The sequence below is a fragment of the Terrimonas alba genome (genome assembly GCF_042434975.1).
In the GTDB taxonomy this organism is placed as follows: Bacteria; Bacteroidota; Bacteroidia; order Chitinophagales; family Chitinophagaceae; genus Terrimonas_B; species Terrimonas_B alba.
On sequence record NZ_JBHMQM010000005.1, the window covers coordinates 116,049 to 137,051 of the forward strand.

The 21,003-nt window shown below is 41.7% G+C and carries 19 protein-coding genes; 14 read left to right on the forward strand and 5 right to left on the reverse strand.

Annotation, left to right across the window (positions count from 1 at the left end; all coding sequences use genetic code 11):
* Nucleotides 1-4 precede the first annotated feature (4 nt).
* The 10 genes from ACFEL9_RS15415 (at nucleotide 5) to ACFEL9_RS15460 (ending at nucleotide 5,937) form a co-directional block, all read left to right on the forward strand.
* Nucleotides 5-523, forward strand: a complete 519-nt coding sequence (locus tag ACFEL9_RS15415; RefSeq protein ID WP_385891771.1) for a hypothetical protein — start codon at nucleotides 5-7, stop codon at nucleotides 521-523.
* A gap of 51 nt (nucleotides 524-574) precedes the next feature.
* Complete coding sequence (locus ACFEL9_RS15420) at nucleotides 575-1,078, forward strand: hypothetical protein (protein ID WP_385891774.1); 504 nt, start codon at nucleotides 575-577, stop codon at nucleotides 1,076-1,078.
* A gap of 23 nt (nucleotides 1,079-1,101) precedes the next feature.
* The gene (locus ACFEL9_RS15425) at nucleotides 1,102-1,488 is read left to right on the forward strand and encodes a VOC family protein (protein ID WP_385891777.1); all 387 of its coding nucleotides are present in this window, start codon (nucleotides 1,102-1,104) and stop codon (nucleotides 1,486-1,488) included.
* A gap of 9 nt (nucleotides 1,489-1,497) precedes the next feature.
* Nucleotides 1,498-2,055 carry a GNAT family N-acetyltransferase gene (locus ACFEL9_RS15430; protein ID WP_385891779.1) on the forward strand — a complete coding sequence of 186 codons (558 nt, stop codon included), beginning with the start codon at nucleotides 1,498-1,500 and terminating at the stop codon, nucleotides 2,053-2,055.
* Nucleotides 2,056-2,066: 11 nt separating this feature from the next.
* Nucleotides 2,067-2,573 carry an SRPBCC family protein gene (locus ACFEL9_RS15435; RefSeq protein ID WP_385891781.1) on the forward strand — a complete coding sequence of 169 codons (507 nt, stop codon included), beginning with the start codon at nucleotides 2,067-2,069 and terminating at the stop codon, nucleotides 2,571-2,573.
* A 10-nt stretch (nucleotides 2,574-2,583) separates the two neighbouring features.
* A complete protein-coding gene (locus tag ACFEL9_RS15440; RefSeq protein ID WP_385891784.1) occupies nucleotides 2,584-2,931 on the forward strand; it encodes a TfoX/Sxy family protein in 348 nt (115 codons plus the stop codon).
* On the forward strand, nucleotides 2,928-3,452 hold the full coding sequence (locus ACFEL9_RS15445; RefSeq protein ID WP_385891787.1) for a DinB family protein: 525 nt from the start codon (nucleotides 2,928-2,930) through the stop codon (nucleotides 3,450-3,452). The genes ACFEL9_RS15440 and ACFEL9_RS15445 overlap by 4 nt, the downstream gene beginning before the upstream one ends.
* A gap of 31 nt (nucleotides 3,453-3,483) precedes the next feature.
* Nucleotides 3,484-4,299 (forward strand): DUF6597 domain-containing transcriptional factor, encoded by an 816-nt coding sequence (locus ACFEL9_RS15450; protein WP_385891790.1) that lies wholly within the window; start codon nucleotides 3,484-3,486, stop codon nucleotides 4,297-4,299.
* A 71-nt stretch (nucleotides 4,300-4,370) separates the two neighbouring features.
* Nucleotides 4,371-4,940 carry a DUF4287 domain-containing protein gene (locus ACFEL9_RS15455; RefSeq protein ID WP_385891793.1) on the forward strand — a complete coding sequence of 190 codons (570 nt, stop codon included), beginning with the start codon at nucleotides 4,371-4,373 and terminating at the stop codon, nucleotides 4,938-4,940.
* Nucleotides 4,924-5,937: a TolB family protein gene (locus ACFEL9_RS15460; RefSeq protein WP_385891796.1), complete on the forward strand. Its 1,014-nt coding sequence runs from the start codon at nucleotides 4,924-4,926 to the stop codon at nucleotides 5,935-5,937. The genes ACFEL9_RS15455 and ACFEL9_RS15460 overlap by 17 nt, the downstream gene beginning before the upstream one ends.
* A gap of 77 nt (nucleotides 5,938-6,014) precedes the next feature.
* On the opposite strand, the gene ACFEL9_RS15465 is transcribed toward ACFEL9_RS15460, so the two are convergent.
* The 4 genes from ACFEL9_RS15465 to uvrB all read right to left on the reverse strand — a co-directional run bounded on the left by ACFEL9_RS15465 (nucleotide 6,015) and on the right by uvrB (nucleotide 13,669).
* Complete coding sequence (locus ACFEL9_RS15465; RefSeq protein ID WP_385891799.1) at nucleotides 6,015-8,213, reverse strand: PAS domain-containing sensor histidine kinase; 2,199 nt, start codon at nucleotides 8,211-8,213, stop codon at nucleotides 6,015-6,017.
* Nucleotides 8,214-8,269: 56 nt separating this feature from the next.
* The gene (gene polA / locus ACFEL9_RS15470; RefSeq protein WP_385891802.1) at nucleotides 8,270-11,128 is read right to left on the reverse strand and encodes a DNA polymerase I; all 2,859 of its coding nucleotides are present in this window, start codon (nucleotides 11,126-11,128) and stop codon (nucleotides 8,270-8,272) included.
* Between the two features lie 154 nt (nucleotides 11,129-11,282).
* Nucleotides 11,283-11,480 (reverse strand): hypothetical protein, encoded by a 198-nt coding sequence (locus ACFEL9_RS15475; RefSeq protein ID WP_385891805.1) that lies wholly within the window; start codon nucleotides 11,478-11,480, stop codon nucleotides 11,283-11,285.
* 149 nt (nucleotides 11,481-11,629) lie between these two features.
* Nucleotides 11,630-13,669 carry an excinuclease ABC subunit UvrB gene (gene uvrB / locus ACFEL9_RS15480; protein WP_385891808.1) on the reverse strand — a complete coding sequence of 680 codons (2,040 nt, stop codon included), beginning with the start codon at nucleotides 13,667-13,669 and terminating at the stop codon, nucleotides 11,630-11,632.
* Nucleotides 13,670-13,952: 283 nt separating this feature from the next.
* Between uvrB and ACFEL9_RS15485 the strand changes: the two genes are divergently transcribed.
* The 4 genes from ACFEL9_RS15485 to ACFEL9_RS15500 all read left to right on the forward strand — a co-directional run bounded on the left by ACFEL9_RS15485 (nucleotide 13,953) and on the right by ACFEL9_RS15500 (nucleotide 19,250).
* Entirely contained in the window at nucleotides 13,953-15,716 is a 1,764-nt protein-coding gene (locus tag ACFEL9_RS15485) for an ELWxxDGT repeat protein (RefSeq protein ID WP_385891811.1), read from the forward strand.
* A gap of 397 nt (nucleotides 15,717-16,113) precedes the next feature.
* Nucleotides 16,114-17,694 carry a serine hydrolase domain-containing protein gene (locus ACFEL9_RS15490; RefSeq protein ID WP_385891814.1) on the forward strand — a complete coding sequence of 527 codons (1,581 nt, stop codon included), beginning with the start codon at nucleotides 16,114-16,116 and terminating at the stop codon, nucleotides 17,692-17,694.
* Between the two features lie 233 nt (nucleotides 17,695-17,927).
* Nucleotides 17,928-18,659, forward strand: a complete 732-nt coding sequence (locus tag ACFEL9_RS15495) for a hypothetical protein (RefSeq protein WP_385891816.1) — start codon at nucleotides 17,928-17,930, stop codon at nucleotides 18,657-18,659.
* A 147-nt stretch (nucleotides 18,660-18,806) separates the two neighbouring features.
* Entirely contained in the window at nucleotides 18,807-19,250 is a 444-nt protein-coding gene (locus tag ACFEL9_RS15500) for a DoxX family protein (RefSeq protein ID WP_385891819.1), read from the forward strand.
* Between the two features lie 80 nt (nucleotides 19,251-19,330).
* Here the strand turns inward: ACFEL9_RS15500 and ACFEL9_RS15505 are convergent, their stop codons facing one another.
* Nucleotides 19,331-20,902 carry an N-acyl-D-amino-acid deacylase family protein gene (locus ACFEL9_RS15505; RefSeq protein ID WP_385891822.1) on the reverse strand — a complete coding sequence of 524 codons (1,572 nt, stop codon included), beginning with the start codon at nucleotides 20,900-20,902 and terminating at the stop codon, nucleotides 19,331-19,333.
* Between the last annotated feature and the right edge of the window lie 101 nt (nucleotides 20,903-21,003).

Genomic DNA, 21,003 nt, shown 5'->3' on the forward strand with positions numbered 1-21,003 from the left:
TATTATGAAAAAATTACTTTCGCTACTGATATTTTCTAGCATGGCTTTGTTGGCGTCCGCACAAACGCCTTGCAGTGCTCCACAGTATCGCCAGTTCGACTTTTGGATAGGCGAATGGGAAGCGTTTGGAAAAAATGGGAAAAAAGCTGGTGATAGTAAGATCAGCCTGGTATTGGATAGTTGTATTATTTTGGAAGAATGGACAAGTGCCTCCATCAGTAAGGGCATTCGTTATGCCGGCAAAAGCTTTAATACCTACAATGCCGTTACTAAGCAATGGCAACAAACCTGGGTAGACAATGTTGGCGGCAGTACTGAATACCTGCAAGGCAGATATGAGAATAACAAGATCATTTTTAAAACCAACCCATTTCCTCTCGTAAAAGATACGATGGCTGTTCGCCGGTTGACTTTCTTTGACCAGGGAAAAAATACAGTGCGGCAACTAGGCGAAATTTCAAAAGATAATGAGCTGACATGGACAACAGAGTATGACCTGGAATACAGGCGTAAGAAAGGATGAGTGGTAGGGTCAACCCGTGAACTCTTCGGAACTTTAAAGAAACCATCTGTTATGGACCGCAAAAGTTTTCTTCACAATTCAGCTTGTCTTGCTGGTTTGATCGCTACTCCAACCATTCTTACTGCCCGGGATAAAGATGCTGAAATAGAACCACTGCCCGCCGATTTGGTAAAAGAGTTTGTGATTGCAGGACATGGCAACTTCTCACGGGTAAAAGAAATGCTGGCTATTACTCCTACTCTGCTGTATGCCACATGGGATTGGGGCGGTGGTGATTTTGAAACGGCCCTGGAAGGAGCTGGTCATGTGGGTAATAAAGAGATCGCCAATTACCTGGTTGGATTGGGTGCGAGAACAAATTTATTTGTCCTGACAATGCTTGGCAAAACCGCTATTGTAAAAAACTACCTCGAAACATTTCCTTCTTATCTCACTGCAAGAGGCCCTCATGGCTTAACCTTTTTGCATCATGCGCAGAAAGGAGGTGATGATGCGAAAGAGTTACTGGAATATTTTCAAGGCAAGGGGCTTAAGGAGACAAAGCAGGCCTTATAATTTTTCACATTAAAAAACTGCAAATGACAAACGCAATCAGTTGGTTTGAAATTCCGTCAACCAGCCTTGAGAGGGCAACCAAATTTTATGAAACAATTTTTGATGTATCGCTTATACCAATGGATTTGCCCAATATAAAAATGCGGATGTTCCCGATAGATGATCCCATGACAGGTATTGGCGGAGCTGTCGTCGACAGTGGAGGGTTTCACAAGCCATCGGCTTCGGACGGCCCATTGATCTACCTGAATGGCAACCCGGATGTGCAAAAGGTTTTGGATAAAGTAGAAGCGGCAGGCGGATCCATCACGGTGCCAAAAACTGAAATATCACCAGAGTATGGCTTTATGGCTGTCATCGTTGATACAGAAGGTAACCGGATAGGATTGCATAGTACTCCGGCAATATAAAATAGTTTGATGTTTACTTTTCTACCATTGACGATTGCCACCTGGGATGATCTTGTTGACTTATTTGGTGACAAAGGCGCATGCGGCGGTTGCTGGTGCATGTACTGGCGGTTGAAAGCGGCAGACTACAACAAACAGAAAGGTGATGGCAATAAACGGGCATTAAAAAAATTACTGAAAAAGACATCACCGGGCGTCATCGCCTATGCAGAAGACAAAGCCGTGGGCTGGTGCGCCGTAGCCCCAAGAGAAGAATATAAAAGACTGGAAACCTCAAGGATATTAAAACCCGTTGATGATAAAAAAGTATGGAGTGTCAGTTGTTTTTTTATTGCGAAAGGATTCAGGCGAAAAGGGTTGAGTGTTTCACTGCTCAAAGCGGCGGTAGATTTTGCCATAGCAAAAGGAGCAGCCATAGTGGAAGGATATCCAACAGAACCGGTAAATGGCCGGCTAGCAGATGCCTTTGCATGGACGGGAATCACCTCAACTTTTCAAAAAGCGGGTTTTAGGGAAGTGGAGAGAAGAAGCGAGACAAGACCTGTTATGAGATTTTTTAAAAAATAAAATAGTTAATTATGTCAACAGACGCTTATGACTGGAGCCGGTTTGTAGTTCGGATAAATGTAAATGCACCGGTTGATAAGTTATATCATGCATGGGCTACCCGCGAAGGAATGGAATACTGGTTCCTTCGCTTATCGGAATATAAAAAAGCGGATGGAGCACTGCGTGGCAGCAATGAGTTTGTTGAAAAAGGAGATACTTATAAATGGCTTTGGCATGGCTACCCGGATTCTGTGGCTGAAGAAGGAACTATCCTGGAATTAAACGGCAAGGATTTTTTTAAATTTAGTTTTGGGAAAGCCGGTATTTGTTCTGTCACGATCAAAAGGGAGCAGGGAGAAATCATCGTGGAGATGCTGCAGGAGAATATTCCCACGGATGACCGGGGCATGCAATACTATCATGTTGGCTGCAAGACAGGCTGGACTTTTTATTTCGCCAATATGAAATCACTTTTTGAAGGCGGGATCGACCTGAGAAATAAAAATGAGAAACTGCAGGACATGCTAAATTCATAAAAAAACAGTCATGGCTTATAACGAAAAGCTGGCTGACCGGATAAGGGAAATCATTGCTGTAACGCATAAGCAGGTGGAGGAGAAAAAGATGTTTTCGGGTTTATGTTTTATGGTGAATGATAAAATGTGTATCGGGGTGCATGAGGATAAAATCATGGTCCGGTTGGATCCCATGGTGTATGATACGGTAATTGAAAAAGAAGGATGCAGCCCGATGGATTTTACTGGTAAGCCAATGAAAGGATTTGTGTTTGTAGCAGAAAGTGTGTTAAGTACAAAAAAACAACTGGCTTATTGGGTACAGCTTGCTTTGGACTTTAATAAAATAGCGAAGTCATCAAAAAAGAAAAAGGGATGAAATTCAGCCTGGATAAATCTGTTCAAATATTACAACGTACACCAGCTGTCTTAAAAACCTTGCTGCAAGGATTGGATGAAGACTGGATAGTGAATAACGAGGGACCGGAAACATTTTCTCCTTATGATGTAATAGGTCACCTGATACATGGCGAAAAAACAGATTGGCGGGATAGAGCGGGGATGATAATGAAGTTTGGTGAATCTAAAACGTTTGTACCTTATGACAGGTTTGCCCAATTTGAAGAAAGCAAAGGCAAGTCACTACAACAACTGCTGGATGAATTTGATAAATTGAGATCGGTGAATCTGCAGTGGTTGGCGTCCTTGCAACTTTCGGATGAAGACTTTGATAAAAAAGGAGTTCACCCATCACTGGGAACTGTTACGCTGCGTCAATTACTCAGCACCTGGACAGTACATGATCTGACACATATAGCTCAAATATCGAGAGTGATGGCAAAACAGTATAAAGAAGAAATAGGTCCGTGGGTCGAATTTTTCAGGATCATGAATTATTAAAGGCTATTTTGTAAAATTCACAGGGAAAAATATGATCTACCGCTTTCATCTACCTGCAGCGCCTTTGTCTTTTTTTATAGAGCATTTTTTTTATTATGAAGGTTATCACGCAGAACATATCATGGAAAAGTTTTTACCGGATGGATCAATGGACCTGCTGATTGATCTGACAGAAACAGCCAAAAAGCTTTTTCACGACGAAGAAGGCACTAATTACACCACCTATAAAAAAAGCTGGATATCCGGAATGAAAACAGAATACATCCTGATCGACGCATCTGTTTCTTCTATGATTGGTGTACATTTTAAACCCGGCGGCACTTATCCCTTTTTTGATTTTCCTGTAAACAAATTAAATAACCTGACGATTGAAATGGATACTATATGGCACAATGAAGTGCATGGCATCCGTGACAGGATACTAAATGAACCGGAGGTTGAATTTAAGTTCGCTATTCTTCAAGATTATCTTTTGCAAAAAATAAAAAGGAAGACTGAGCCTAATCTACTGGTTCAGTATGCCGTTGATGAATTATTAAAATCGCCCCAGGTTTGGACAATTGACCGGTTGACACAAAAAATCGGGATATCTCAGAAGCACCTTATTCATCTTTTTAAAAAACATGTGGGATTATCTCCAAAGCAATTTGCCCGGATAGCTAAATTCCAAAAGGTCATTCAACTGGTAGGGAATCATCAACAGGTAGAATGGACGCCGATAGCGTATGAGTGCGGCTATTATGACCAGGCACATTTTATCAAAGAATTTCAGGCTTTTTCAGGCATCAATCCATCTTCTTATCTCGTACAAAGAGGCGAATACAGGAATTATCTTCCGGTAAACTAAGAGGTAAAATTTTTACAATTTTAAACAGGACCCTTTCATTACTTTTCCAGTCAAAATAAGATGCCAACAATATGAGCTCTGAATCTTTAGACAAAGCTTCTGCTACACAGATAGCCAATATTGAAAAAAGCACCGGCAAAAAATTAAGTGAGTGGATTGTTATCGTAAACAACAGTCGCCTTCAAAAACATGGTGAGCTGGTCAGCTTCTTAAAGGAAAATTATGGATTCACACATGGCAATGCTAATATGGTAGTGCACTATGCCAAACAAAGCCATGCTGGTGCCGAAGAAAACGAGACCGATTGGATAGCGGAGCAATATAAAGCAAAAGAAAACCTGAAGCCATGGTATGATAAGATCATGACAGAAGTACACAAGTTTGGCAATGACGTGGAAGTTGTGCCAAAGAAAGCTTATGTAAGCCTGCGAAGAAAAAAACAGTTTGCTATTATTCAGCCTTCAACAAAAGACAGGCTTGATGTAGGGCTGAACATCAAAGGTGTTGACCCATCCGGGAATGTAACTGCCGCGGGAAGCTGGAATGCCATGTGCACACACAGGATAAAAGTAGAAGATGAAAAAACAATCAATAACGATTTAATTAACTGGATAAAACAGGCATATGAACAAGCAGGATAATTTTTTTGTAAACAATACATTCAGGGGGTATCGGCGCATCAACATCCGGGGCTTCGCCACAATTTGTGGTCTGCTTGTTTTGCAACTCTTTGCAGCTTCTCAGCAGCCCAGGTATAAAATTGTCTACAATGTGTTTGAGGACACAGCCAAAGACAATTACGATATCTACTCGATGAATTTAGACGGGAGTGGTAAAAAGAATATCACTAACACACCGGGTGTAGAATGGGTCTACTACACTTATAAAGACCGGGTCTTTTTTATTAGCGACAGGGACACCTGTCATCGATGTTACTTTTTGTACGAGATGGATGCTGATGGAAAAAATGTAAAGAAGTTGAGTAATCTTCAGTTGGAAGATAGCTGGATGAGTAGTCGCAATGATGGGACAGAAATGATTGTGTTAGGGAGGATTGGAAAGCAGGTAAGAAACCAGTTATTCCTGGTAAACCTGTTGGATGGCAGTTTCAAACAGATCATACCCGATACTGTTTCTACTAAAAGGGACCCTTTGTTTTTACCAGGGGGCAATGAAATTGTATTGGCCTACCGGCCCGATAAAAGTTTAAGAAGAATGGTACCTGCCGAGCTTTGGAAAATGAACCTGGATGGAAACAATAAAACCCAGCTTACTCATTTTCCTAAACCTGATACTACGACACAGTGGTTCGAATATCATGCGGGGCCACCGCGGTGGAACGAGAAGTACAAATTCATAAGTTATTTATCAAAACAAAAAGGGCAAACACAGATATATGCGCTTACAATCGATGGTAAAAAGCAATGGCAACTAACCAGAGGCGAATTAAGCAGTGGGTGGCATAGCTGGAGCGGCGATGGAGAATGGCTTGTTATGGATAAAAGCACTCATGAGGGAAAGCAGTTTGATATCTATTTAATGAATTATAAAACGAAAAAAGAAACAAGGCTTTCTGACGATTGGAAGGCGGAGCAGGCGCCGGTATTTGTTGAAATAAAAAGTCCCCGGCAGAAATGACCGGTGATTTCTCTTACCATTCAAAACTATTATTTTTTCCGGGTTGGCTTAACCGGCATAGATTTAAACTCTTTGCACTATTTGCAATCAAACGGAATCGCAATCAATAATCTACATCCTTTTCCCTGGGTTGAATGAATTTCGATTGCTCCCTGGTAATATTCTACCCTGTTAAACATATTATTCAGCCCTAAACCTCTTTTTGTTGTAACAGGATCAAAACCCTGGCCATTATCTTCCATTTCAAGTATCAGTTTATGATTACCCGCTGTCAAGGAAATAGTTGCTTCAGTGGCATGTGCATGCTTCAGGATGTTGTTAAATTGTTCCTGGATGATGCGAAGAATCGCTAACTGCGTTTCAGGTTTTAATTTATCTTTTAAGGTTTCACTCTTCTTGTGATAGACGATCCTGAGAATACCTGTTGCATTGATATTTTGAATGACTTCCTCTACAGCGGCTTCCAGGCTTATATCACGAAGTGCCGCGGGTGTCAGGTTATGGCTGATCTTCCGGATCTCATTGATAGCGTCCTGCAGGTAGGTCATGGCACGGGCAGTAAACTGTTTACATAATTCAGGTTTCTCTGTAGCTACCTGCAACATTAACTTGCATGATGAAAGTATCTGGTTGACATTATCATGCAGTTCATAAGCCAGCTCTTTTCTTTCTTTTTCCTGTGCATTAATAATTGCCTGGATGATCTCTTTCTTTTTGGACGCCTCATCGGCGGCCAGTTGCAATTCCATTTCGGTCCTTTTGGTAATATCCAGGGCTATGCCACCCAACAGTTTGACGCCGTCTTCGGAATCGAGGGGAAATTTATAAGAGTGATATAAAATCTTTTTACCATCCGGGCCTTTTGTGGTTTCTGTTACTTCAATAGCTATTTGGTTATCGAAAACCTGTTTATTGCTTTTTAAGAACTGATCGCTGACTTCCTGGGAAAAGATATCATACATGTTTTTTCCAATGGCATCTTTTGTTAGACCAAAGGCTTTCAAAAAAGCATTGTTTAAATAACGCAAAACAGTGTTTTCATCAACGATCCATGCCAGTGTCGGAGAGTTATCCATAAATGAACTAAAGCGATGTTCCGACTGCATCAGCCTTTGCTCGGCAATCTTTCTTTCCGTGATATTGGTATGCGTGCCGATCAAATTCAGTGGCTTGCCATCCGGAGTTCTCTCCAGCAACATTCCACGGTCAAGCACCCATACATAGTCGCCGGATTTACTCTTTATCCGGTATTCAATGGAATGATTCTGGATGCTATGATCTTCGTAAAGACTATCGATATCTACAATTTTATAGTAATCATCCGGGTGAACTCTTGATTGCCACTCATACGCCTCATCATGAAACTCATCATCGGCGTAACCCAACATTTTTTTATAAAGCGGCGAGTAATAGATTTCTTTGGTTTGAAAATTATAATCCCACACACCATCGCCAGCGCCATCAAGCGCAAATTTCCATCGTTGTTCACTTCTCGTCAAAGCCTTTTCATTTTCTTTAAAGAGCGTAATATCATAACTCGTCACACATATTTGACTAACGAGCCCCTGCTCATTCTGTATGGGTGTAAACCCAACTGCTAACCAGATACCCTTATTTTTTTCGTTGGGATAAAAAATTTCGTACTCTATTTTTTCTCCTTTTATCACCCGGTCCAGGATTTCCTTTACCGGTTTCTTTCTTGCTTCGGGAAGTATATCAGGAAAGTAGTCGCCCTCCTCCAGGGATGAATTATTGGTGGATAACCACGATAATTTTTTTGCCTGTTCATTGACAAGAAGAATCCGGTAATCGGCATCGAGAATATAAAAAGCTCCCCTGCTGTTGTTTAATACTGATCGCCATTTTTGCTCGGTGAGAAATAGACTTTCCTCTTCAGCCTTAGCCTTTTCCCGGCAAATGAAGACAATTTTACCGGGGCCTTCACCATATTTCAACCTGGAAATGGTTAAACGAACCCAACATTTTTCTCCTGTTTTTTTAAGGCAGTTTACATGCGCCGAAAATTTACCAGCATCGTCGGGGATGGCTGCGACCACTTCTTCTACTTCATGAGTGTCGCACTCCAGCAGCTGAAAAAAAACCTTGCCGAACGCTTCTGATGATGAAAAACCAAAAAGCCCGGCAGCAGCCTGATTCCATTGTTCTATGGCAAACTGATTATTGGTAACGATGATCGCGTCGGAAAGCTGATCTGCTAAATCGTTTAAAACAGAATTATCAAAATCAAGAGCCTTTACTAATGAAGATTTATTCATTGGAAAAAAGGGATTTTTAAATTGCTGTTTTCATAGAGGATGCGGGATACAAATTATCAATGTGCTTCCAGCCAGTTCTCACCTTCACCACACTCGGCAATAATGGGCACAGCATTCGGTAAAATCATAGCCTGCTGCATATTTTCCAGGATCAGGGGTTTAAGTTCTTTTACCTCATCTTTCATGGCATCGAATACCAGCTCATCATGCACCTGCATGATCATCCGGCTTTGCATTTTTTCTTTTTTCATGGCGTCGTGTACTTTTCGCATAGCTAGTTTGATCATGTCTGCCGCAGTTCCCTGTATGGGCGAGTTGATGGCATTTCTCTCTGCAAACCCACGAACCGTAAAATTAGACGAGTTGATGTCCCTTAGCCATCGTTTCCTTCCCATCAACGTTTGCACATAGCCATGTTCCCTGGCAAAATTGATAGTGTCGTCCATGTACTTCTGAATTCCCGGAAATTGCTTTTTATAATTATCGATAATTTCTTTGGCTTCTGTACGGGAGATGCCAAGGTTATCTGCCAAACCAAAGGCTCCCTGCCCATAAATGATACCAAAGTTTACGCTTTTTGCTTTATAACGCATTTCTTTTGTCACATCAGCTTCGGCCACCGAATAAACTTTAGCAGCAGTTGCTGTATGAATATCGGTGCCATTCCGGAAGGCATCACACATATTTACATCGCCGCTTATGCCCGCAACAATCCTCAATTCTATCTGCGAGTAATCGGCTGATAACAAAATATGATCACTATCTCTTGGAATAAATGCCTTCCTGATTTCCTTACCCCTGTCTGTTCTCACCGGAATATTCTGCAGATTGGGGTTATTGCTGGCAAGCCTTCCGGTAACGGCTACTGCCTGCCCGTAAGTAGTGTGGACTCTTCCCGTTTTTTTGTTGATCAGCAGTGGCAAGGAGTCAACATAAGTCGATTTTAATTTGGTTAATTCCCGAAAAGCAAGAATATCATCGACGATTGGATTGCCTTTTGCAGCCAGCTTCAACAATACATCTTCGCCAGTTTGATATTGCCCTGTTTTGGTCTTCTTTGCCGAGGGATCTAATTTTAATTTGTCAAACAGCACTTCACCTAATTGCTTTGGTGAGGCGAGGTTGAAACGAACACCCGCCTGTTTATAAACATTTTCTTCCGCCGTCTTTGCCTCCTTCTCTAGTTGTTTTGAGTACTCATTCAGGAAGTCTGTGTCGATTTTTACACCCTCGTATTCCATATCCGTTAACACCTTTACCAATGGTCCTTCTACCTCGTTAAAAACTTTTTCGACTTCTTTTTCTTTTAATAAAGGTGTAAAAACATTTTTTAATTGAAGGGTTATGTCTGCATCCTCCGCTGCGTAGTCTTTTATTTTTTCCAATTCCACATCACGCATGGTGCCCTGTGTTTTCCCCTTTTTGCCGATCAGCTCTTCGATATGCACAGGTTCATAACCCAGGTATTTAGCACTTAAAATATCCATGCCTCTCTTGCCATCGGGTTCAATAACATAATGTGCAAGCATGGTGTCAAACAAAGGGCCTTCCAGTGTAACATCATACCATTTCAGCACCAGCAGATCGTATTTTATATTTTGACCGATCCATGTTTTGCTTTTGTCCGAAAAAAGGGGTTGAAAAATTGCCAGAATTTCTTTTGTCCTTTGCTGGTCGGCGGGACAAGGAATATAGTAGGCTTCACCCGGAACAACAGAAAAACTAAGGCCAACCAGTTCAGCATCATTGGCATCAATACCGGTAGTTTCTGTATCGAAGCAAATTTCCTTGTATTCACTAAGCAGGGCTACCAGTTTTTGCAATGCCTCATCACTTTCAATAGCTTCGTAAACGTGAGGAGTATTTTTTATATTTTTATCAGCTAACCCATCGGTAAATTCTTCATCGTCGCCTGATGCTTTCTTTAAACTGGCTTCTTGTTTGGGAGCTTCCGTTTCTATGATATTTCCGAAAAGATCAGTCTGTACGCCTTGCGGTATTTCTTTTTCAATAATGCTTTTACCGGGTGAGGTAACGGAAAATTCTTCGCCCAAAATTCTTTTTCCAAGCGTCTTAAATTCCAGCTCCGAAAATACTTCCCTGAGTTTTTCTTTATCCCAATCTTTCAGTTTGAAATCCTCTTCATGAAACTCTATCGGCACGGTAGTAATAATCGTAGCCAATTTTTTGGAGAGAACAGCATCTTCTTTTCCTTTTCTTATTTTTTCACCCAGTGCTCCTTTTATCGTGTCAGCATTAGATAAAATATTTTCCAGGGTGCCATACTCGCCTAATAACTTAGCAGCTGTTTTTTCTCCCACTCCCGCAATGCCCGGGATATTATCCACGGCATCACCCATCAATCCAAGAATATCGATCACTTGGGATACTTCTTTGATATTCCACTTGGAGCAAACTTCTTCAGGGCCTAATATTTCCACATCGCCCCCCTGGTAACCCGGTTTATAAATTTTGATCTTATCCGACACCAACTGGCCATAATCTTTATCGGGGGTTACCATAAAAACCTCATAGCCGGCCTTAGCGGCTTGTTTGCTTAATGTGCCGATAACGTCATCCGCTTCATATCCATCCAATTCCATAATGGGGATATTGAAGCCTTTGATGATTTTCCTGATATCGGGAACGGCTGCAGAAATATCTTCGGGTGTTTCCTGCCTGTTAGCCTTATAATTCACAAAATCCGTATGACGCCCGGTAGGTGCCGCCGTGTCAAAGCATACGGCTAAATGCGATGGCTTTTGCTTGGTGATCAGTTCGATCAACGTGTTGGTAAAGCCAAACTGGGCATTCGTGTTTTTGCCTTTAGCGGTAAGCCTGGGACTGCGAATGAGCGCATAGTAGGCACGGAAAATCAACGCATAGGCATCCAGCAGGAAAACTTTTTTTGTCATGCCGCTAAGTTAATTATTTCAACTATCGCAGCCTGAACTTCAAAAACAGAAAGGCCCGCTACACTTTAACAAGTGGCGGGCTTTCAGATCTAATTTTTGGGTTTAATTAATGAAAAGAATTCTGCCGTAGCAATGATTTATAATGAGTTATTCATTATTGCTTTTGTACAAGATACTTTTCGGGATGCTCTACCAATACTGTACCGCTAAAAGCAGCGGCTGGTGATTGTTGAACAGTAAGGTCTGCATTGGCAGATGTTTGATTGTCCTTGTGAATAAAATTCAGGTACAATGCAAAAAAGAGCAAGTTGAATGCAAAAAAATTTGCAATTCGACGGACACGTTTTTTCATAACTAAGAGGTGGATTTTAATCGGTTCTTCTATTGGATGACTGGTTTTCTCCGCTAAAATATACCAACGCAAAATATCACCAAACTTATGGACGGCTTAGTTATGAAAATTAAGCATATTCACTTAGGCCCTATTCGTAGTTCTACGAATTACTTTTTCATTTCCGTCAATTTCTTCTGCAACAAAAACATCTCATCTCTTAGCCTTGCTGCTTCCATAAAGTCAAGATCCCTTGCGGCTTTTTCCATTTCTTTCCTGATTTTACTGACTGCCTTTTCCATCTGTGGAATGGTTTTATATTCCTGCTGGTCTTCTGCCGCCACAGTAACCAGGTCTTCATCCGGGGCAATAGCATAAGGATTAGCGGGATCGTAACCTTTAATGTCTAATACAGAAGTTTGAGCAAAAACCTGCTGTTTCGATTTCACAACCGTCCTGGGTGTAATGCCGTGTTCAATATTGAAAGCGATTTGTTTTTCCCGGCGACGGTTCGTTTCATCAATGGTCTTTTGCATGCTTTCCGTCATCTTATCCGCATAGAAAATAACAAGCCCGTCGACATTTCGGGCGGCACGACCAGCGGTTTGCGTCAGTGATTTTTCATTGCGCAAAAAGCCTTCCTTGTCTGCATCCAAAATAGCTACCAATGACACTTCAGGCAGATCGAGTCCCTCACGAAGCAGGTTGACACCCACCAATACGTCTATTTCACCCAGCCGCAGTTGGCGCAGGATTTCAACTCTTTCCAATGTATCGACTTCACTATGGATGTATTTTGATTTGATATTGATCCGATGCAGGTACTTATCCATTTCTTCCGCCATTCGCTTGGTTAGCGTTGTCACTAATACACGATCACCTTTTGTTACCCGTTTATCAATTTCATCTAACAGATCATCGATTTGATTCACACTGGGCCGTATTTCAATTGGTGGATCCAATAAGCCAGTGGGTCGAACTACCTGCTCTACTACAATGCCACCTGTTTTTTCCAGTTCAAAATCATCCGGCGTGGCTGAAACAAAAATGGCCTGGTTTACCAGTGATTCAAATTCATGGAAATTTAACGGCCGGTTATCTAATGCCGAAGGCAAACGAAAACCGTAGTCAACCAATATCAGTTTCCTGCTTCGGTCACCGCCATACATACCACTCACCTGTGGAATGGTTTGATGGCTTTCGTCAATTACCATCAGGAAATCTTTTGGAAAATAATCCAGTAAACAGAATGGTCGGGTGCCCGGTACCCGCCGGTCAAAAAATCTTGAATAGTTTTCAATCCCACTACAGTAACCGAGCTCTTTTATCATCTCCAGGTCGTACTCTACCCGTTCTTTTAAGCGCTGGGCTTCTATTACCTTACCGGTGTTTTTAAAGTACTCAACCTGTGCCTGCAGTTCATCCTGTATTTCATAGATCACCTGCTGCATAATATCCTTTGGCGCCACATACAGGTTGGCGGGAAAGATAGCTGCGTCTTCGATTTTAGCAATACGCCTCCCGGTTACTACTTCAATACTTTCGATCTCTTCAATTTCATCACCAAAAAAAGTAATGCGATAACCATAGTCTACATAGGGCAAATTAATATCCACCGTATCACCTTTTACCCGGAATGTACCCCGGTTAAACTCCAATGTCGTCCGATTGTATAGGGAGTTAACCAATGAATGAAGAAAAGCCTGTCGGGAGATAGTCTGCCCTTTATTGATCCGGATGATCCCATTTTCATAGTCAGTAGGATTTCCCATACCATAGATGCAGCTTACAGAAGCTACAACAATAATATCCCTTCGTCCACTGAGCAAACTGGATGTTGCTCTTAACCGGAGTTTGTCCAATTCATCATTTATACTCAGATCCTTTTCAATATACACGCCGCTTACCGGCATATACGCTTCGGGCTGATAGTAGTCGTAGTACGAAACGAAATACTCCACTGCATTGTCCGGAAAAAACTGGCGAAACTCACCATACAATTGTGCCACCAATGTTTTGTTGTGGGTCAATACCAAAGTTGGTCGCTGGACATTTTGAATAACATTTGCAACCGTGTAGGTTTTACCACTTCCTGTTACACCCAGTAGTGTTTGATATCTCTCACCATTTAATATTCCCTCTGTTAATTGTCGGATTGCTTCGGGCTGGTCTCCCGCCGGAGGGAAGGGACTATGAAGTTTAAAAGCCATTTTGCAAGTTAAAGAAATATCATTGCCGGCTTAAAAAGGAATTGCCGCCTTTCTATTATAATAAAAATTAATAATAAGGGCTGCTAGTAAATCTACTTCATAATTTTCCTTTTAAGAGGGGTGTGTTAGTACCCGATTTTTGAAAATTTATCCTTGATTTCTTGAAATTAATCTGATAAAATAAGTAGTTTGTTATAGCTCCGAAAACCAGAAAATAGGGTCACTTTTTAACGGTGATTTTTGGTTGCCGGAGACCAAATCCACCATCCAATATCCAGTACAGATGAAACAATCACTTCTAGCCATCTTTCTTGCAGGCATTTCATTTATTGCCAAATCGCAAGGCTTTACCTTACTAAAAGACATCAATCCCGGACCTTCCAGCAGCAACGTGTGTTACCTGACTGACGTCAATAATACCTTATTCTTTGCTGCCAATGACGGCATTTACGGTATGGAACTTTGGAAGAGCAACGGCACATCGGCGGGTACTGTAATCGTGAAAGATATTAATGCGGGATCGGCGAGTAGCAGCATCGGCTACCTGACCAAGGTAAACAGTTATGTTTTTTTTGTAGCGAATAATGGCAGCGCAGGTACTGAACTTTGGAAAAGCGATGGCACTACTGATGGCACCATGATGATAAAAGATATCAGATCCGGATCAATGGGAAGCAATCCTTCAGCTTTGGCAAGCATAGGCGGAGTGTTATATTTTGCGGCAGATGATGGCATAAACGGTGTAGAGTTGTGGAGAAGTGATGGTACTGCGGCAGGCACCTACATGGTGAAAGACATTAATCCTTTTTCAGCCAGCAGCTATCCGCAATCTTTAGCCAACGTGGGGGGCACCTTATATTTCGCCGCCGACAATGGAAGCAAAGGCATGGAGCTTTGGAAAAGTGATGGCACTGCAGCGGGCACCGTATTACTGAAGGATATTTGGACTGGCACAGGCGGTGGCTACCCGTTTGAGATCACTGATGTGAATGGTACCTTGTTTTTTTCAGCCAATAATGGCTCCAAGGGAACAGAGCTTTGGAAAAGCGATGGCACTGCGGCAGGTACGGTAATGGTAAAAGATATCTGGACCGGTTCATCAGAAAGTTATCCATTCGGACTAAAAAATGTAAACGGTACATTATTCTTTTCAGCGAATAATGGCACCAAAGGAGCAGAGCTTTGGAAAAGCGATGGTACCACCAACGGAACCGAATTGGTAAAAGATGTTTGGCCCGGAACAGAAAGCGGAACAGTCGGAAATTTTTCTAAAATTATCAATAAACTGATTTTTACCGGCAATGATGGAGTAACCGGGTATAAGACCTGGGAGAGTGATGGATCTGCTTCCGGGACACAGATAGTGACAGGTGTTGGTAATCCCGGCAACGGCGATATGCAGGAATCTGTCGAAACAGACAACAATATCTATGCAGGTATTCGTCAGTCAGATCTGGGGCGTGAACTTTGGGCCATTAGTTATACTTCTGTTCTTCCGTTGGAGTTTATTGATTTTAAAGCTAGTCTTGTAAAAGCCGATGCCGTGCTCGATTGGAAAACGGCTAATGAAGTCAACACAAAGGAATTTATTGTAGAAAGAAGTTTTAATGGCAATGATTTTAGCGCAGTAGGAAAAACCGAAGCAGCAAACAATGCTGGTACACAAACCTATCAGTTTACTGATGTGAATGTAACCGCATTACAAACAACAATACTTTATTACCGCTTAAAGCAAGTGGACCTTAACGGTAATTTTACTTATTCAAAGGTTGTTTCCCTGTCCTTGGGTAGTAGTAGCGGTAAAATCGCACTTTATCCCAATCCAGCGGTTAATAGTATAAACTTGCTGGTATCATCGCCGCGAAAGGAAAAGGTGGGCTGTATAGTATTTGACAATATCGGAAGAACGGTGATGATGGATTCAAAACAGTTAAATGCCGGAAGCAATCAGTTATCCTTAGATATTAAGAGGCTTCCCGCCGGGGTCTATTACCTGAAGCTCAACAGTTATTCCGTTTCAGAAAGATTTCAATTTGTGAAGCAATAATTAAATAAGTGTTTACAAAATAGGCCTGGCAATTTCGCCGGGCTTTTTTTCGCCCATGTACGATAAGCTTCCCGGACCCACACGATTTGCATCAAGTACACCTTGGTAGAAAAAAGGCACTTGAATGATTGAACCTTATTACCTTATTGGACGAAAGAGGAGAATTAAAATTTGCATAGTCCTTTAGAGAGCAGATCAGATTAGAATAATCTAATAAGGTTGGCTGTTTATGAATCATTTTTCTCTGAGGTTGGTGGTTTTGTTCTCGGTAAGACAAAAAATAAAATAAGTTTTTTGGTCAGCCGGGCATCTCAAAATATGAATTAGACCGACTCTTTATATCCCCGGCCTTCAGTATTATTTACGTAAGTTTAACCGAAATAAAATTTGCCAGGCTATGTGTAAACCATCTTCCTTTATCATTTTATTTTTTGCTCTTTGTTGTTTTATTGATCCCGCTCTTACTCAGGAAAATATTTTATATGATGCATCTTATAAACCGGCTGTGTTTGCCGGTCCAAACAGGCTGGAAAAAATAAAAAATGCATTTCCTGTTATCGACAGCATTTATAGAAAGTATGCAATAGCCAGTCATTTTCCCGGTATCGCTTTTGGTATAGTTGCAGATGGAAAATTGGTGTACAAAGGCAATTATGGTTACACCGATATCAAAAAGAAGGTTCCGGTTACATCCTCCTCATTGTTCCGCATTGCATCGATGAGTAAGAGCTTTACAGCAATGGCTATTCTGAAGTTGCGGGATGAAGGAAAATTGGATTTGGATGATCCGGCACATCTTTATATAGCTGAGTTAAAAAACCTGAAATATCTCACCGCTGACGCGCCACCCATCACTATTCGTCACCTGCTTACGCATGGTGCCGGGTTTCCGGAAGACAATCCCTGGGGTGACCGACAACTGGCCGATACGGATAAGGAACTGCTGGAGTTTTTAAACAAACAACCTTCATTTTCCAATGCACCAGGGATAGCCTATGAATACAGCAATCTTGGTTTTGCCCTTTTGGGAAAAATTATAACCAGGGTTTCAGGTCAGCGTTACCAGGACTATATCCGTGAAAATATCTGGAGGCCTTTAGGCATGAACACAACCGAATGGGAATATGGAAATATTGATCCCAATAAACTGGCGCATGGTTATCGCTGGTTGAATGAACGATGGAATGAGGAAGAGCTATTGCATGATACACCTGATGGTTCATGGGGCGCAATGGGCAGCATGATCAGCTCGGTTGATGAGTTTGCCAGCTATATGGCACTGCATCTTTCAGCGTGGCCTCCAAATAATTCGCCAGACAAGGGCCCTGTGAAAAGAAGTTCAATTCGTGAAATGCATCATCCATGGCGTTTCAACGGCTTTAATGCTAATTACAGGTATCCTGATGGCAGAACTTGTCCTATCGTATCAGCTTATGCATACGGGCTGGGTTGGACGAAAGATTGTGAAGGACGTGTATTCATAGCGCATAGCGGAGGTTTACCCGGTTTCGGCAGCCAATGGCGAATAATGCCGGATTATGGCATTGGCGTAGTAGCCTTTGCAAACAGGACTTATGCCGGTATGGGTGGCGTAAATATCCAGGTATTAGATACGCTGATAAAAATAACCGGTCTGCAACCCATGCAACTTCCGCCTTCTGCCATCTTAGAAAAAAGAAAAAATGAGTTGGTAAAACTATTGCCCGATTGGAGCAACGCAGCGCAAAGCGGCATCTTTGCGGAAAACTTCTTTCCTGACTACCCCATTGATAGTTTAAAGAAGCAATCGAAGGAGTTGTTTGCAAAAGCAGGTAAGATCGTTTCGGTAAAGGAAATGAAGCCGGAAAATCAACTCCGCGGCTCTTTTATAATCGAAGGAGAGAAAACAAATATTGAAATCTATTTCACCTTATCGCCGGAAAATCCACCATTGATACAGGAATACCGGATGAGGGAAATACGGGTTTCCAGGAAATAAAATCACCTGTTGTTTATCTGCTGTCGTAATAATAAGGACCGGATACTAGCTTTAACTGATCATCATTGTTTCGTGATAGCTACAGCTATTTTTATTTGGTCTGTGTTCTAACTTTGTTGTAGCTTAACAAACAAATTCGTTCTGCGCTTTTTCGCATCTGCCATTTTTTTCTTTCTCCGCACTTGAAAACCCTGCCCGGGGAGCTACTTTTCTTAACTACTAAACACTAAACCATGAGAAAGACAATTTTTTTATGCTTGCTCATTGCAGGCTACTATTTTGCGCCAGGCCAGGAAAAAACATTGGTGCATTCAATCATGTTAAAGCCTAAAGCCGGACAGGCTTTGCAATTTGAAAATAACATGAAAGCACACAATCAAAAGTTTCATGGTGCCAATGACAAGGTCTTTGTATTTCAAATTATTACCGGCGAAAAAATGGGCTATTACCAGGTTGCGTGGCCGCCCACATCCTGGGCGGAAATGGACAATAACAAACCTAATCCTGTACACGATCAGGATGTCCAAACAAAGATCCAATCCCTGCTACAGGAAAACGACGGAATGATATTTTCAAGGAGAGTCGACTCACTTTCACATGGAGATAATGACTGGACCATTCCCAAAACACAGGTTACGATCTGGCATATCAAACCAGGAAAAACAGATGAGTGGCTGGCCCGGTTGAGAAAATTCAAACTTGCCTTTGACAACTCGAATGATCAGCGCAACTATACTATTTATACAAAATTGATGGCAGGTTCAGATCCACAGGTGATCCTGATCTCCCGGTATAGAAACGGCTGGAAAGAAATGGAACCCGGCTTTTATACTCCGCTAAAAGATGTATTATCCAAAGCTTATTCGGCCGAAGAATGGGGTATTCACATGAAGGCTTATTATGATTGTGTTGAGAAGGCAGAAACTTATCTCAGGGTCTACCGGCCCGATCTTAGTTCAAAATGAAGTCAGGGGGTCAGCAATGACCCCCTTTTTTGATGTAGCTGCGGGAAAGCAGAAAGTGCAATTAATAGAGAGATTCTGCCATTGATGAAATCAGGGAATAGCTGTAACTTTAAGTGAGTTCTTTTTTATTACCTAAAAATATGCCATATGGATCTCCTGCACCGCCTTGAATATTGGGGTGAAAGGCATCACCCGAGATGGATGGATATCATACGTATTGCTTTGGGTATATTTCTTGTTTATAAGGGCATCGACTTTCTCTACAACATGAGCGATCTTGTCAGCTTAATGTCCATCAAAACTTCTTTTGGTTCCTTCGCTTATATCTTAATTGGTCACATCATTGTTTTTGCTCACATACTGGGAGGCATTTTCCTGGTGCTGGGCGTGTTGACCCGATTTGCCTGCCTCATCCAAATTCCGATACTTCTTGGAGCTATTTTTTTGATTAACATGCCTGGTGATGCCATGAAACCTTATTCAGAGCTGTTGATTTCAATAGTAGTGCTGCTCTTACTGATTTATTTTTTGATTGCTGGTAACGGACCACTGTCGGTGAAACTAGAGGAGTCACCCAAAGCACATAAATAAATGCTATGATGGCGGAGAGATTTTTTGATTAATTCAAAAAAACAAGAAACCTTCAGGCTTCAGGAAGAGATTGATAAATATTATTTGTGACCCGCACCATATAACGCTTTGCCGGCTCTTGCACCTGTATGCTTTTCATTTTCCACTGTCATTACTCCATTTACTAATACATAGTGAAAGCCTTTAGCGTATGCATGTGGTTTTTCAAATGTAGCCATATCACTTACTTCTTTGTCGCTAAAGATGACGATGTCCGCAGCATAGCCTTGCCGTAGCAATCCCCTGTTGTTTAACTGAAACTTTTGCGCAGGTAAGGAGGTCATCCGGCGAATCACTTCTTCTAAAGAAATAACTTTCTCATCCCGTACATATTTACCCAACACTCTTGCATTGGTACCATAGCCTCTCGGATGAGGCATCCCGGCATTAAAGATGCGGATGCTGGCATCACTCGCAAACATATTGAACGGATATTGCATGATGTATTTCACATCATCTTCTCCCATGCCATGGAATACGGCGCTGGCGCCGCCATTGATCATAATGTCTATCACTGTTTCAGCTTCGGCTTTGGCTTTATGTTTTCTTCCCTTCAGTAAATTAATTTCTTCTATGCTTTTACCATTATACGTGGTGTCTGCTTTGTGAAAAGCAACTACGGCATAACTGAAATGTTTAAGTTTTCTTTTCTTCAGGCGGCTGAGCATTTGTTGGATGACATACTTTTTTATTTCCGGTCGTAGCAATCTCGCCTTGATGGAATCCTGCCCATCCGCCAGTATTTCATCCGGTATTAAAGTGCTGATAGACGTACTGCTGGCGGTATAGGGATATTGATCAATGGTGACTTCAATGCCTTCTTCTCTTGCTTTTTTTATCAAAGCAATTGTTTCCTTGCTTCGTCCCCAGTTTTGCTGACCGCTGAGTTTGAAATGGGATATTTCAACCGGGATCTTTGCTTCACGGCCGATGGTAAGGGCTTCTTCAATTGCTTCCGTTACTTTATCGCCTTCGTCCCGCATGTGCGTAGCATAAACTCCGTTATATTTCGCAGCTTGTTTTGCCAGTGAAACGATCTCCGGTGTTTTGGTATAAGTGCCGGGTATATAAATTAATCCTGTTGACAAACCAACTGCTCCATCACGCATAGCCTTATCAACCAAACTATCCATTTGACATTGTTCTGCGGGAGTGGCATCACGATTAGCCCGGCCCATGACTGCTTTGCGTACATCATTGTGACCAATCAACGTGGCTACATTTATAGAAGGTTTCAGTGAATCGATAAAACCGAGGTATTTGCCAATATCAGTATTTGATAAACCGCAATTACCAGTGATGGTTGTTGTCACGCCATCATAAATAAAGCTTTGCGCCAGCGGATCCTTTACTTCATCTTCTTCAATATGCGTATGTACATCAATAAAGCCAGGAGCGACAATATGACCGGTGGCATCGATTATTTTTGCCGAAGAGAAATTCAACTGCCTTCCAATGGCAGCAATCTTTCCATCTTTTACCGCTACGTCTCCGTAAAACCAATTATTGCCTGTTCCATCAATAATTTTTCCATTTTTGATCAATATATCGCAGTCGGATTGCTGGGCAGTCGTTGCCAAAGGAAATAGCAGTGAAATAAATAACCATTTCATCCACTCAAGATAATGAAAGAAAAGAAACAGAAATATTTTGTCGGGAACAACGGTGGTTCATCCTGCGTTGGTAGACGACTTTAAAAATGGCCTGCAGATTA

What these genes read in the sequence shown, in the direction of transcription:
- ACFEL9_RS15505 (WP_385891822.1), bottom strand. Translation starts at nt 20,902, where the DNA reads ATGAAATGGTTATTTATTTCACTGCTATTTCCTTTGGCAACGACTGCC.
- ACFEL9_RS15450 (WP_385891790.1), top strand. Translation starts at nt 3,484, where the DNA reads ATGATCTACCGCTTTCATCTACCTGCAGCGCCTTTGTCTTTTTTTATA.
- uvrB (WP_385891808.1), bottom strand. Translation starts at nt 13,669, where the DNA reads ATGGCTTTTAAACTTCATAGTCCCTTCCCTCCGGCGGGAGACCAGCCC.
- ACFEL9_RS15415 (WP_385891771.1), top strand. Translation starts at nt 5, where the DNA reads ATGAAAAAATTACTTTCGCTACTGATATTTTCTAGCATGGCTTTGTTG.
- ACFEL9_RS15485 (WP_385891811.1), top strand. Translation starts at nt 13,953, where the DNA reads ATGAAACAATCACTTCTAGCCATCTTTCTTGCAGGCATTTCATTTATT.
- ACFEL9_RS15490 (WP_385891814.1), top strand. Translation starts at nt 16,114, where the DNA reads ATGTGTAAACCATCTTCCTTTATCATTTTATTTTTTGCTCTTTGTTGT.
- ACFEL9_RS15425 (WP_385891777.1), top strand. Translation starts at nt 1,102, where the DNA reads ATGACAAACGCAATCAGTTGGTTTGAAATTCCGTCAACCAGCCTTGAG.
- ACFEL9_RS15420 (WP_385891774.1), top strand. Translation starts at nt 575, where the DNA reads ATGGACCGCAAAAGTTTTCTTCACAATTCAGCTTGTCTTGCTGGTTTG.
- polA (WP_385891802.1), bottom strand. Translation starts at nt 11,128, where the DNA reads ATGACAAAAAAAGTTTTCCTGCTGGATGCCTATGCGTTGATTTTCCGT.
- ACFEL9_RS15430 (WP_385891779.1), top strand. Translation starts at nt 1,498, where the DNA reads ATGTTTACTTTTCTACCATTGACGATTGCCACCTGGGATGATCTTGTT.
- ACFEL9_RS15455 (WP_385891793.1), top strand. Translation starts at nt 4,371, where the DNA reads ATGAGCTCTGAATCTTTAGACAAAGCTTCTGCTACACAGATAGCCAAT.
- ACFEL9_RS15460 (WP_385891796.1), top strand. Translation starts at nt 4,924, where the DNA reads ATGAACAAGCAGGATAATTTTTTTGTAAACAATACATTCAGGGGGTAT.
- ACFEL9_RS15500 (WP_385891819.1), top strand. Translation starts at nt 18,807, where the DNA reads ATGGATCTCCTGCACCGCCTTGAATATTGGGGTGAAAGGCATCACCCG.
- ACFEL9_RS15465 (WP_385891799.1), bottom strand. Translation starts at nt 8,213, where the DNA reads ATGAATAAATCTTCATTAGTAAAGGCTCTTGATTTTGATAATTCTGTT.
- ACFEL9_RS15475 (WP_385891805.1), bottom strand. Translation starts at nt 11,480, where the DNA reads ATGAAAAAACGTGTCCGTCGAATTGCAAATTTTTTTGCATTCAACTTG.
- ACFEL9_RS15495 (WP_385891816.1), top strand. Translation starts at nt 17,928, where the DNA reads ATGAGAAAGACAATTTTTTTATGCTTGCTCATTGCAGGCTACTATTTT.
- ACFEL9_RS15445 (WP_385891787.1), top strand. Translation starts at nt 2,928, where the DNA reads ATGAAATTCAGCCTGGATAAATCTGTTCAAATATTACAACGTACACCA.
- ACFEL9_RS15435 (WP_385891781.1), top strand. Translation starts at nt 2,067, where the DNA reads ATGTCAACAGACGCTTATGACTGGAGCCGGTTTGTAGTTCGGATAAAT.
- ACFEL9_RS15440 (WP_385891784.1), top strand. Translation starts at nt 2,584, where the DNA reads ATGGCTTATAACGAAAAGCTGGCTGACCGGATAAGGGAAATCATTGCT.